Source organism: Arthrobacter sp. 10N44_2, from assembly GCF_056394385.1.
In genome coordinates this window covers 65,353-78,168 of record NZ_JBFTHT010000008.1, presented here as the reverse complement: position 1 = coordinate 78,168, position 12,816 = coordinate 65,353, and the positions used below count along the sequence as shown (strand labels likewise).

9 protein-coding genes are annotated in these 12,816 nt (G+C 70.7%); 1 reads left to right on the top strand and 8 read right to left on the bottom strand.

What is annotated here, in order from left to right; translation table 11 throughout:
- The first annotated feature begins 128 nt into the window (after positions 1-128).
- On the top strand, positions 129-1,196 hold the full coding sequence (locus AC1DBX_RS10755; RefSeq protein WP_476849554.1) for a quercetin 2,3-dioxygenase: 1,068 nt from the start codon (positions 129-131) through the stop codon (positions 1,194-1,196).
- 116 nt (positions 1,197-1,312) lie between these two features.
- Here the strand turns inward: AC1DBX_RS10755 and AC1DBX_RS10750 are convergent, their stop codons facing one another.
- The 8 genes from AC1DBX_RS10750 to AC1DBX_RS10715 form a co-directional block, all read right to left on the bottom strand.
- Positions 1,313-2,554, bottom strand: a complete 1,242-nt coding sequence (locus tag AC1DBX_RS10750) for a DUF3500 domain-containing protein (protein WP_476931726.1) — start codon at positions 2,552-2,554, stop codon at positions 1,313-1,315.
- Positions 2,532-4,280, bottom strand: coding sequence for an FAD-dependent monooxygenase (locus tag AC1DBX_RS10745; RefSeq protein WP_476931725.1), 1,749 nt, complete (start codon positions 4,278-4,280; stop codon positions 2,532-2,534). The genes AC1DBX_RS10750 and AC1DBX_RS10745 overlap by 23 nt, the downstream gene beginning before the upstream one ends.
- The gene (locus AC1DBX_RS10740; protein WP_476858653.1) at positions 4,280-5,125 is read right to left on the bottom strand and encodes a fumarylacetoacetate hydrolase family protein; all 846 of its coding nucleotides are present in this window, start codon (positions 5,123-5,125) and stop codon (positions 4,280-4,282) included. Before AC1DBX_RS10740 ends, AC1DBX_RS10745 begins: the two co-directional genes overlap by 1 nt.
- Positions 5,126-5,250: 125 nt before the next feature.
- Positions 5,251-6,114 carry an alpha/beta hydrolase fold domain-containing protein gene (locus AC1DBX_RS10735; RefSeq protein WP_476858654.1) on the bottom strand — a complete coding sequence of 288 codons (864 nt, stop codon included), beginning with the start codon at positions 6,112-6,114 and terminating at the stop codon, positions 5,251-5,253.
- A gap of 97 nt (positions 6,115-6,211) precedes the next feature.
- A complete protein-coding gene (locus AC1DBX_RS10730) occupies positions 6,212-7,249 on the bottom strand; it encodes an alpha/beta hydrolase fold domain-containing protein (protein WP_476858655.1) in 1,038 nt (345 codons plus the stop codon).
- On the bottom strand, positions 7,246-9,111 hold the full coding sequence (locus tag AC1DBX_RS10725) for a glycoside hydrolase family 3 protein (protein ID WP_476855994.1): 1,866 nt from the start codon (positions 9,109-9,111) through the stop codon (positions 7,246-7,248). Before AC1DBX_RS10725 ends, AC1DBX_RS10730 begins: the two co-directional genes overlap by 4 nt.
- Entirely contained in the window at positions 9,108-10,127 is a 1,020-nt protein-coding gene (locus AC1DBX_RS10720; RefSeq protein WP_476931724.1) for an alpha/beta hydrolase fold domain-containing protein, read from the bottom strand. The genes AC1DBX_RS10725 and AC1DBX_RS10720 overlap by 4 nt, the downstream gene beginning before the upstream one ends.
- Positions 10,124-12,811 (bottom strand): family 78 glycoside hydrolase catalytic domain, encoded by a 2,688-nt coding sequence (locus AC1DBX_RS10715; RefSeq protein WP_476931723.1) that lies wholly within the window; start codon positions 12,809-12,811, stop codon positions 10,124-10,126. Before AC1DBX_RS10715 ends, AC1DBX_RS10720 begins: the two co-directional genes overlap by 4 nt.
- Positions 12,812-12,816 lie beyond the last annotated feature (5 nt).

The following is a 12,816-nucleotide window of genomic DNA, read 5'->3' as shown; positions in this document are numbered from 1 at the left end:
CCGGCGCCCAACAGCCCGGAGCGACGGGCAGAAGTGTTTCATCCATTGGAAATGGAAGTCGCAGCGGCGGAGAATCAGGGGCAGTCTTGGGGGCAGCCCGCGCTCCACAGACAGGAAAGAAGGATGCGATGTCCCTCAGCGTTGAGGAAATGAACAAAGAGCTCCCGTTGGCGAATGTGCTGCCGGGCGACGCCGTCCCGTACTACATGGCGTCGGGCGAAGGCGCCCGCTATGAGATCAACGGCCAGCTGGTCACGGTGATCGCCCGTGCGGCGGACACCGGCGGCATTTTCAGCGCCGCCTACATCTCCGGCGGCATGGGGGCCGAATCGCCGTTTGTGAGCCACGCGGTGGAACACAAAACGCTGTATGTCTTCGACGGCATCCTGCACGTCTGGCTGCCGGGCGAAAGCCGCATCCTGACTCCCGGGGATTCCGTGGTGATCCCGCCGGGAACCCCGCACGCGTACCGGATGGCAAGCCACTACACCCGGTTCCTGAACTGGATGACCCCGGGCGGCGCCGAGGCCTACTACGAACGCGTCGGCACACCCATCGATTCGCACGTCCCGCCTGTCACCCCGGGCCGGAAGCCCAGCCTGCAGGAGTGCGCGGCGGTGGGCGCCGAATTCGGCATGACGTTCCCCGACGTCGAACGCGTGGCACCGTCTTTCCGGCAGGACGCCGGGCTGCCGGCGGCCCAGAGCCCGTACTTCCTCAGTGCCGGCGAGGGCGAGCGGATGGTCAGCTACCAGACCATGTTCACTTACCTGTCCCGGCCGGCGAACACGGGATCGAACTACTTCGCCGTCCACACCAAGGGCGCCAAGTCCCCCTACATTCCGCTGCACTTCCACGAACAGCACACGGAAAACTTCCTCTGCACCGAGGGCCGGATGTGGATCTACGCCAACGGCCGCGAAGTGCTGCTCACCAAGGGCGACTTCCTCCACGCCCCGGCCGGGACCATCCACTCCTTCGCCTTCGATTCCCACAACACCCAGATGGTCGGGTTCCTGACGCCGTCGGTCTTCAACGGCTTCTTCGAGTACTTCAACAAGCCCACGGAGGACTACATGTACACCGAGGGCGGCGAGCCCTACATGGACATGGAGGGCTTCGGCCGGGCCCAGGCCGAGATGGACCTGACCGTGGTGGGTCCCCCGCCGCAGCGCAGGGCTGCGCTGGACATCTAGGCGGACCTGGGCATCTGACCCGGTTTTCCGGTCCGGCTGCAGGTCCCACGCGAATAGCCCGGAACCCTTTCGGAGGGTTCCGGGCCTTTCGCGTCGGTGGACGGCTTGTCAGCGGTTCATGATGCGTGCAGAGCCTGGCGCACCAGCTCGCGCCCGTAGTCGTTGCCGTTCGGGGTGCGCAGCACCGTGTGCATGTGGAACGGGGCCGGAGTGTCATTGCTGAGGAAGACGCCTGTGTGGTGGTCCAGTTCCATGACCAGCACGGGGCTTTGCAGCCGGAAGTAGAAGGCGTCCTGCGCCTCCCATCCGCCGATCCAGCAGAACCAGGTTTCGTCCCAGTGGGCCGCGATCTCCCGCCGGCGGGCGGTCCGCGGCCCGTCGGGGAGGAACGCGATGAAGTCTGCCACGAGCTCGTCCAGGATCGCGCGTGCCGCGGCGGGCATCGCGTTGACCGGGATGCCCTCGTAGGGAATCACGCGGTTGTCCTGGAAGCAGCCGGCCAGGTGCCGTTCGTCCCCGGGGTGCAGCCTGCCCTCCGGCATGGCCGGGTCCTGCATGTCCGCGAAAAGCGTGGCCTCATCCCGCAGTGGCCCGGGCAGGGATTGCATGAGGCGCCGCGCCAGGCCGATCCGCTCCTTGAAAACGGCCACCCCCTGGTGCGGGCCGGCGTCGATGACGTCCGGTTCGGCGCCGAGGAACACCGGCGAGACCACCAGCTGGGTTCCGGCCACCAGGACGTTGAGCGCCACGTGGTGGCCGAAGAGCTGCCAGCCCCACGGGGCCGTCTCCGACGGGTCACCGTAGAGCGCGAAGTTGTAGCTGAACTCGTTCATCAGCTCCGGCAGCTCCACCAGGCCGCCCAGGAATCCATTGATCCGCATCAGGTTCCGGACCAGCCCGTAGCCGGCCGGACTCAGGCTCGCCGCCACGATAGCCAGGATCTGTTCGCGCACGTCCTGGTCCAGCTCGTCCAGGCGCAGGCCCGTGTCATGTTGCAGGAATTCCGGGTTGGCCCAGCTCTGCCATTCGTGCGCGTCCACCCCGTAGCGGAGCTGTTCGGCCTGGGCCGGCGTGAGTCGTGCCAGCAGGTCCCGGGCGGCGGCTGTCATGGCGGCCGCCGGCGCCTCCTCCCCCGACGGCGCCGGCGCAAGGGGGTACAGCCCGGCCCGGTGGACACCGTCACTGGTCACCCCGGTGAAAGGCTCGGGGTATTGGGCGGCCCAGCCCTGGATCATGGGACCCGCGAAGGGATCGGTCTTTGCCGCCTCGGCATAGCCGCGGGCATCCAGGCCACGGATCTGCGCCACCCGCGGATGGTCGGGCGGGTAGAGATAGTCACGGAAGGACGGCACGGACACGTGTTCTCCTGTCGGGGTCTTCGGATGGTGTTGCCAGCGGCCAGCCGGCGGCCACGCCAATGGCCGCGGCGGCCCCCGCGGGGTCGGTCCCCCGCCAGGCGACGTGCTGGTCCGGGCGGACCAGCACCGCGGCGGCCTGCCAGTGCGTGGTCATCGGGGTTCCGTGCTGATCGGGTCCGACGTCGACGACGGACAGCGGGATTTTGTGGATCGCGGCGGCGGCCAGGACCGCCGCGTAGGCCTGTCCGGCGGCCGCGCCGCCCAGGCTGTCGCGGTCCACCAGGAGGGCGAAGCCGGTGTCCAGCAGGTCATAGAGCGACGTTGTCGCGTCGAGCCAGGCGTGCGGCAGCAGCGATCCCGGGCTGGCGGAGGGGACGTAGCTGACGGGGTCCTCGGCGGGGACGGGCAGTCCATCCGGGACCACCAGAGGCGAGGAGCCGTACGTGTAGCCCAGCACCAGTCCCAGCGAGTCGAACTCGCTTTGTTTGACGGCCAGCGCCTCCTTGGCGACCCGCCGGGCTGCCTCGCCGTCCGCATCCGCCCGGCCCAGGGCCGGGTCCGCGAAGTGGTAGGCCAGCGACTTCCCGTTGGCGGCGGCGTCGCGGATGGTCCGGGCCGCGACGGGCCGGCGCTCCAGCTCGTAGCTGCCGGGCAGGGCCGGGCCAGCCCAGCCCGCCAGGGCGGCGGCGATCTTCCAGGCCAGGTTGGCGGCGTCGCCGATGCATGTGTTGAACCCGTGCCCGCCCCAGGGCGGATTCAGGTGCGCCGCGTCCCCGATCAGGAACACGCCGTCGTGCCCGTATCCCGGGGCGAGCAACATGCGGGCCGTCCAGGGGTCGGTGGCGATGACCTCGACGTCGACGTCGGCCCCGACGAGCGAACGGACCAGGCGTCCGGCGTCGGGTGATGCGCTGCCGTCCACGCCCTGGATGATGGCCCACCAGGTGCTGCCGAGGTCCAGCCGCCCCACCATGCCCGAAACCTCGGGTCCCAGGACCCAGTACTGGACGGCCGGGTCCAGGGTGATCGCGGCGGCGAGGGTGTCGGAACGGAACAGGACACTGATGTTGGAGAGCTCGGCGGAGCCCCCGGCGAGGCGGATGTTCAGCCGGCGGCGCACGGTGGAGGAACCGCCGTCGGCCGCGGCGACGAAGCTGCAGTCCACGGCCTTGCGCCGCCCGGTTGCGTCGGACACCGCCACGCGCGAGCCGAAGCGCGGCCGGCCCGGGCCCGGCGTGCCGCCGCACTGGCTGATGTCCAGGTCTTCCACGCTCAGGCCGGTCAGCAGCGTGATGAGCGGGGATTCGGCGGCGGCCTCCCGGAGCACGGCCTCCATGACGGGCTGCGGGACCTGCTGCCCGCATTCCGGCTGGGGGCCATACCGGCCCGGGACGAGCTGGAAGGCTTGACGGAACCGGGTGACTTCGTGGCCGGTGAGGGCGGAGCAGAATATGACGTCCTGGGCGTAGGCGACCGGCAGCGGCGCGGCGTCGCGGAGTTTGTCGGCAAGCCCGAGCCGGCGCAGGTGCGTCATGGTGCGGGCGTTCGTGGTCTTGGCGCGCGGCCGGTCCTGGTCAATGGTGGTCCTCGGCTCGATGACGAGACTGCGGATGCCGCGGTGCGCCAGGTCCAGGGCCAGGAACAGCCCGCTGGGTCCTCCGCCGGCGATCAGCACCGGCACCCGCTCCGGCAGGTCGCCGAGGGCCGCGTTGTTGACGGCCGTCATCAGGCCCGTGCCCGCAGAGACGGGCCGCCCACGGGCGTGGTGAGCGTTCCCAGGGTGTCGATTTCCACTTCGACCGTGTCGCCGGGCTGCAGGAGCCACGGCGGGGTCCGGACGTAGCCGACCCCCTCCGGGGTTCCCGTGGCAATGACGTCACCGGGATGCAGGGTCATCGTCTGGCTGATCAGGGCGATGATGGCCGGGACGGAGAAGATCATGTCCCGGGTGTTGCCGTTCTGGACCTCGGTGCCGTTGACACGGGTCCGGACCTGCAATCCCTCGCGTAGGTCCCCGGCCTCGTCGCGGCTGACCAGCGGGCCGAGGGGGCCGCTGAAGTCGCCGTTCTTTCCCAGGGTCCATTGGACGGTGAGCTTTTGGGCCCGCCGCGCGGTGAGGTCGTTGAAGGTGGAGTAGCCGAAGACGGCTTCCGCGGCGGTGGCCTCGTCCGCGGATTCGACCCGCCGGCCCACGTAGGCGGCGACTTCGCCTTCCCAGTCCAGCCCGGCCTCGCCGGCGGGCACGGGCGCGGGGACATTGCCGACCGAAAGGGACGCGGTCCACCGGCCGAACAGCGTGGGGTATTCGGGCACGGAGAAGGAACCCTCGGCGGCGTGGGCGCGGTAGTTCAATCCCACGCAGATCACGCGGGCGGTGGGCGGGACCAGCGGGACTTCGGTGACGTCCGCCCGGTTCAGCGACGCGCCGCCGGCCGTTAGGGACAGGGACTTTTCCTGCCAGCCGGCGGCATCCGCCCAGAAATCCTGGACCGGAGCCAGTGGGTAGACCCGGCTGTCGGCCAGGGCCGCAACCCAGGCCGCGCCGTCGTGGGTGATGCCGATGTACTGCATGTGAAGGGCCTTTCAGGTTCCGCCCGGACGAGCGCGGTGAGGGAAGTGGTGATTGTGGAAAATTGGCACGGCAAAGCTGCCCTGGTCAGGCCGAGGCCTGCACTGGCTTCGCTGGGACGGGTCTGTCAGGGTAGGTGGGCCTGGCGGAGGAAGAAGTCGACGGTGGCATCCATGGCCTTCTGCGCGGCCGCCTGGCTGTGATCGGGCAGTACCCACATGTGGTCCGCGTCCTCGATCAGGAGCAGTTCGACGTCGGTACCGGCGGCTTCCAGCGCCGCCGCGAGGGACGTCGACTGGGCCGGCGGGACGAAGCGGTCGGCGGTCCCGTGGACCAGGAGGAAGGGCGGCGCCGCCGTGGTCACATGGCCCATGGGGCTGGCGGCAGCGGCCTTGCCGGGGGCCTCGGCCAGCACCGCTCCGATGAGCAGTTCTTCGCGTGAGGCGGGGTCGTCGGCGCGGGCGACGGCGTTGGGCAGGCTTTGTTCGGCCATCGTGGCCAGGTCCGCGGGCGCGTACCAGGCTGCCACGGCAGCGACCGCGGCGGCGCCGGTGTCGCCAGGAGTGAGCCCCACGAGGCTGGCGAGATGCCCGCCCGCGGAGTCGCCCCACGCGAAGATCCGGTCAGGATCCACGCGGAACTCCGCCGCATGGCTCCGAAGCCAGTCCACGGCGGCCTTCGCGTCCTCCAGCTGCGCCGGGAACCGGGCGGCCGTACTGAGCCGGTAGTCCGCGGAGACCACTACGAAGCCTGCGTCCGTGAGCCGCCGGAACGGGCTGAAGCCGAAGCCGTCCAGGACCGGGCCGAGGGAGGATCGCTCCCCCGTCCGCCAGCCGCCGCCGTGGAAGTGCACGATGGCGGGGAACAGTTTCGGGGCCGGCCCTTCGGCGGGGTGTTCTTCGGCGGCGGGGAGGTAGACGTCCAGCAGCAGGGGTTCGGCGCCCCCGGGGCAGGCGAACTCGATCCCTTCCAGGATCTGTTCTGCTGTCATCGTCGGCTCCATCTGCTGCTGGCCGGCCTCTCGAGGTGTTCCGGCGTCTGAATCAAGGGTGTCGGATACCGGGCCGTGCCGGCACCGGGCATTTCAATCATTGGAACGGCTTTGCCTCCACCAGGGCCCGGGCCAGGAAGGCGAGGCCGTCCTGCACGATCCTAAGCCCCGCGGAATGGTTGAGATAGCCGTGGACGGCACCGGCTTCGAGGCGGAAGTCGACGTCGGTTCCGGCACGCCGGAGTTCTGCCGCGAAAGCCTCTGCCGAGTGCCGCAGGTCGTCGTATTCGCATGCGATGATCGCCGCGGGCGGCAGCCCGGAGGGGTCCGCGTTGCCGGGCATGGCATAGGAGGACGCCATGGCGACAGGACCGCCGATGTAGTTCTCCACGAGGGCGCGGCAGTCATCGGCAGTGAAGCGCAGCAGCCGCGGAAGCCCCTCGAGCACGCCGGCTACGTCCGGCGCCGGGACGGAACCGGGCCCGGAACCGGCGCCGGATGCCGGACTGGAAGCGGTGCTGGAACCGGGGTTGGATCCGGTGCTGGGCGCTGGCAGGTCGGCGTGCAGGAACGGGTACGCGAGCAGCAGTTTGGCCGGCAGCGGCAGGCCGGCGTCCTTGAGGAAGAGCGCGGCCCCGACGGCGAGATTGCCGCCCGCGCTGGCGCCGCCCAGGCACACGCGGTCGGGGTCGGCGCCCAGCTCCGCGGCGTGCTCCACGGTCCAGAGCCAGGCGGCCAGGACGTCCTCGTGCGGGACGGGGAAGTGGACGCCGTCGCGGGCCAGCCGGTAGTCCACGGACACCACCACGCCGCCGCTGCGGGCGGCGACTTCCCGGGCGAGCTGGTCCGCTTCGCGCATCTCCGGCCCGCCGCCGGCAAATCCCCCGCCGTGCATCCACACGAGCGCGGGACCGTCATGGCCCGGGGCGCCGCCGTAGACCCTGACAGGGACGGTCCCGTTCGGACCGCGCGCCCCGGTTTCCCGGAAACGGACGGCTGGAGCCTGGTAGGGCACGGCACCGCCGCTGAAGGCCTCGAGCCGGTCCAGGCCGCCGGGCTGGCCCAGGAGGTCAGTGATCGAGCCCGCTCCGGCCAGGTGGTGCAGGGCGCCGGCCAGGTCCGGGTCCAGGCTCATGGCCGGGACCCGGTCGCGGTCCGGGCCCAGGGCAGCGGCGCCCCCAAGTCGACACTGTCAACCGTGCCGGTAGCGGCCCCCGCAGCGGCCCCGGACGCGCCGGCGCGTCCGGACCGGGGCAGGGACAGTCCATGGCCAAAGCGGAAGACGGGGTCCTCGGTGTCGAACGGCATGTCTTCCCGGGAGGCTTCGACGGCGGCCATGGACCGCGGGAGGTCGAACGGCAGACGGCCCTCCGGCACGGCACGCCCGGTGAGGATGTCCGCCAGGGCATCGGAGTCGGATCCGTAGTTGGCCAGCAGGGCCGCGGCGTGGTCGGCGATTTCGGGCAGGACGGCGGGCCGTTCCAGGTTGATGTCGATCACCGTGGGGACGGCCCGGCAGATGGCGGTGACGCGTTCGATCTCCTCCGGCGCGAAGGCCAGGTTGCCGCAGTGGAAGAAGGATTCGAAGCCCTCGCCGCGGACTTCGAACGGGGTCCCCAGCCGGAGGATGGCGAGGTCCGCGGCCTCCGGCGTCGGAACCGGGATGAAGCCCGGCCCCAGGTCCGCGGCCGTAATGCCTTCGAGGTAGACCCTGGCGCCGGCGGCGAGCGGCAGGACGGGGCCGCCGTCGACGTCCTTGTTGGCCAGGAGCGTGTAGGAGCGGCGCTGCATGGCCCGGCCCGCGGCGCGGAACTGCGGGGTCCCCACTGCGGAGTCGGAGGCGGCGGCGTCCACGAGGGGGTTCTCGAAGAGCCCGAGGAGGAACTTCTCCTCCAGCAGTTTGCGGACGGAGACGTCGAGCCGGTCTTCGCTGAGCTTGCCCGCCCGGACGGCGCCGGTCAGGAGGTCGACGCAGCTTTCGCCGCCGATCTGGTCCACGCCGGCGTCCAGCGCCTTGAGCAGCCGTTCCTGCGGTGTCAGGTGTTCCACGCCCCAGGCCCTGGCCGGGAACACCCTGCCAAAGATGTCGCCGTCGGTGAGGATGCCCCAGTCCGAGCAGACGATCCCGCCGAAGCCGAGTTCTTCGCGCAGGAGTTCCGTGAGGATGCGCTTGTTGAAGGCGAAGCCCACTTCCTCGTATTCCGTGCCGACCGGCATGCCGTAGTACGGCATGATCTGCCGTGTGCCGGCGGCGACGGCGGACCGGAAGGGCAGCAGGTGATAGTCGAAGTTGCCGCCGGGATAGACCTGTTCGCGGCCGTAGCTGAAGTGCGGGTCCTCGCCGTCGAGCTGGGGGCCGCCGCCGGGGAAATGCTTGGTCATGGTGGACACGGACGCTGTCCCGAACGCGTCGCCCTGGAAGCCGCGGACGTAGGCGCCCACCAGCTCCGCCGCGAGCTCGGCGCTCTCACCGAACGTGGCCGCGCCGCGGGACCAGCGCGGTTCGGTGAAGACGTCCACCTGCGGGTGCAGGGCGGCCCGGATGCCGACGGCGAGGTACTCCTGCCGGGCGATATCGGCGAACTCTTCCACGGCGTCGGGGTCTCCGACGGCGGCGAAGCCGAGCGCCTCGGGCCACTGCGAGAACGGCCCGGCCAGGGCCCCGGTGCCGGGGTTGTCGGTGTAGGCGTGGCGCGGGTCCGTGGAGAGCGTGACCGGGATGCCCCAGCCGGTGTCCAGGGCGAGACGTTGGATGCTGTTGTGCCATTCGGCGAGTTCCCTGGCCTGGGTTGCGGCGCCGATGATGTTGAAGTGGTTCATCCGGCGCCCGCCGATCAACTCCACGGCCGGGCCGGTGCCGAGCGCGAACGGCAGCGCGCCGTGGAACATCAGGCCCGCCTTGTCCTCGAGCGAGAGCCGGGAGAGCAGGTCCTGGACGCGTTGCCCGACCGGCAAAGTGGCGTCCTGGTACGGGTACCGGGCGGTGGCGGGGGTCATGGCTGGCTCAATTCGTTGGAGAGGAAGGTGATGGCTGTATCCAGGATGCTGTCGATCCGGTCTTCTGCGCCGAAGAAGCAGTGGTCGGCGCCCTCGATGACGACGACGTCGTTGCGGACGCCGGCGGCGCTGAGGGCCTGCGCGAGGAGCTCGCTCTGGGACAGGGGCACGAGGGCGTCGCTGTCGCCGTGGATCAGCAGGAACGGCGGCGCCCCGGCGCTGACGTGGCCGAGCGGACTCGCGGCCGCCAGCCGGTCCGGGTCGCTGGAGCCGCCAACGAGCATGGGTCCCGGTTCCATGCTCATGCCTGCCTGAACGGCGGCCACCATGGGTCCGGTGAGGAGGCCGGCCGGGAGCTGCATCGGGGGCATGAGGGGCAGCGAGGACACGCCGTAGAAGTCCACGACGGCGCTGACGGCGCTGGAGTGTCCCTGCGCCCCGAGTCCGCCCTCGAGGTCTTCGCGGCTGCCGGTCAGGCCCAGCAGCGCGGCCAGGTGGCCGCCGGCCGATTCGCCCCAGGCGCCAAAGCGTTCCGGATCGATCCGCAGCTCCTGTGCGTGCGCGCGGAGGTAGCGGACCGCCGCTTTCAGGTCATGCAGCTGGGCCGGGAAGGCGGCTTCGAGGGCCAGCCGGTAGTCGACGGTGGCGCAGGCGATCCCCGCCGCGTTGAGCCGGGAAAAGACGGAGTCCGCGGGGAACGTGGGCGGCAGCTCACGGCGATCCCCCAGCTGGAAGGCGCCGCCGTGGACCCACAGCACCAGCGGAACCGGCCGCGGCACCGGACCCCCGGCCGTCCGCGGAAGCCAGATGTCCATGCTCAGCGGCCGGAACCCGACGGTCCGGGCGTAGCTGACTTCGCGGTGTACCGCGGAGACCTCGGATACCTGCACGGCCGTGCCCGGGCCGTCGAAGGCAGGGAACGCCGGTAACGCTGGACCAGAAGGCGGGCCGTCCTTCCCTGCGGCGGCGTCGGGGCTTGCCTCGGTGTCAGTCGTTGGGGATTCGATTAAGGTCATGGTGCGCTCCTGGTGAGGTGGGGCAGGGATGCCGGGACGGCCGGGCCGTACGGGACGGAGAAGGTGTGCGTTCCGGGCCCGACGACGGCTCCCGCCCGGCCGGGCAGGCGGACTTCGGCGCTGGTGCCGGCCGGGACGACGGCGTTCAGGGTCAGCCCGCCGTCGTCGATCCGCCAGCTGGCCGAAACCAGGCCCTGGGGGCCGCGGTGGGATGTGCTGGCGGATGAGAGGCCGGCGCCCGGGCGCGGTTCGATGATGATTTGTTCGTAGGCCGCGCTCCCCGGCGCCTGCCGGAGTCCGGCGGTGTAGCGGTGCAGGAAGGACACCACGGCGCCCTTGCTGTAGTGGTTCAGGGACTGCTGCGCTGTGCCGTCCGGGCCGATGCCGTTCCAGGCTTCCCACATGGTGGTCGCGCCGCGGTCCACCATCACCAGCCAGGACGGTTCGGTGTCCTGCATGAGCAGCTCATAGGCCAGGTCAAGGTGGCCGTTGTCGGCAAGGACCGGCAACAGGTCTGCGGTGGCGAGGAACCCGGTGCCCAGGTGGGTGCCGGCGTCCCGGATGAGGCCGGCCAGTTGCGCCGCGACCGCCGCCCGGTGCTCGTCGGCGACAAGGCCGGAGGCGAGTGCCCGGACACAGTTTGCCTGGCTGGGGTCGAACAGTTGCCCGGTGTCATTGACGTATTCGCGGGCCCAGGCGTCGCGGACATTGGCGGACAACTCTGCCAGGGCGGCGGCCTCCGTGTCCTTGCCCAGGACGGCGGCGATCCCGGCCATGATGGCGGCGGAGTGCCGGTAGTAGGCGGTGGCCACGATGCCGTGGTCGGCGGACCTGGCCGCGAACAGGTCCGGTTCCGGCCCGTCGGGTTCGAGCCATTCACCCCAGTGGAAGCCGGTGTCCCAGAGGAACTGCTCGTGTGGTTCCGGCGTAGGTCGGGTGACGGCCCGGGCCGGGTGCCGGGCGCCTCCGGCCGCGCTGCTGATGAACCCGAGCCAGCGGTTCATGGCCTCCCAGTTCTGTTCCAGGATGGCCGTGTCACCCGTGGCCCGGTAGATCTCCCACGGCACCAGGACGATCGCGTCTCCCCAGCCGGCCGAGCCGTTGACAAAGGCCATGTGATCGGCCGCGGTGGCGTCCGGGCCCGCCGACGGCGAAATGTTAACGATCACTCCGTTGTCCCACTGATCAGCCCGGACATCATTGAGCCACTTTCGGGAGAAGCCGGCAACGTCGAAGAGGTAGGCCGCGGTGGGCACGAACACCTGCCAGTCGCCGGTCCAGCCGGCTTTCTCCCGCTGCGGGCAGTCCGTGGGGACCTCGCAGGCGTTGCCGCGGAAGCTCCACTCGACGATCCCGTGCAGCGTGTTGAGCCGGTCATCGCTGCAGCTGAACGTGCCCACGCGTTCGAGGTCGGTCTGCACCATCCGGCCCACGAGATCCCCCGGTTCCAGCGGGTCCGCCAGCCCGCGGACCGAAACGTACCGGAAGCCGTGCGTCGTGTGGCGCGGCTCGAAAATTTCGCCGGGCGCGCCGGAGGACACCACGGAGTCGATCTGCCCGGCGGACAGGAACTGGCCCGGGTTGCGGAAATCGTGCGGCCGCAGGTGCTCCTGCGTGACCTCGCCCGCGTCGTCCAGGGCTTCGCCGTACACCAGCGTCACGGCGTGGCCCGGGGCGCCGAGCCGGGTCAGGCGCACCCAGCCGTTGATGTTCTGGCCCAGGTCCACCACCTGGTGGCCGCTGGCCAGCCGGGTGATGGACACCGGGGCGATGTCCTCCACGGCGCGGGTGGGCGGTGCGACGGGACCCGTCAGTGTTTCGAAGCTGCCGTCACGGAGCACAGCGTGCCCGCGACGGCTTCCGGAGCGAACGCCTGCGGCACGGAAGTCGACACGCTGCCCGGCCATGAGGTCCGCGCTGACAATTTCGGACGGCTCCACCAGCCAGGTGTCATCGGTCCCGACCACCGTCCGACCCGCCGCGGATGCCAGCTCGATCTGTACCAGCAGCGCCGTCGTGGTTCCGTACATGTCGGCGTCGCGCGTGTACCCGAACGTGCCGCGGTACCAGCCGTCGGTGAGGACGCCCGTGACGGTGTTGCTGCCGGTCTGCAGCAGCGTTCCGACGTCGAACGTCTGGACTTGCAGGGTGCTGTGGTAGCTCGTGGAGCCCGGGGTGAGCTCCTGGTCGCCTACCCGGTGGCCGTTGATGAAGAGCTCGTAGATCCCGTGGGCGGTGGCGTACGCCCGGGCCGAGTCCGGGACCGCGTCCAGCTCGAACGTGGTGGACAGTGCGTAGCCCGGGCGCTCGCCGGCCGCGGGGATGGCGGCCTCGCGCGGGCCGATCCACTGTGCGGCCCAGTCGGCGGGGTGCAGCAGGCCCAGTTCGACCGGCATCGGGTCCGCCCACCTTGAGGCTGACTCGCTGCCGTCCGCGGCAAGGTCCCAGGTCCGCACCGTCCATTCAAAGTGGTCCCGGGAGCCCAGCGCCGGGCCGCCGTAGGGCACCAGGCGGTGGGTTCCCGATTCCACCCGGCCGGTGTCCCAGCCGTTGCTGGCGGTGATCTGGTAGGCGCTCTGCCGCACCGTCCCCTCCGGCGGGGTCCAGCTGAGCCGGGGACGGGTGGTGGTGATGCCGAAGGCCTCGCTGAGGTGCTCAACGCGCAGGTGTGTGGGCTGGTTCACGGCTG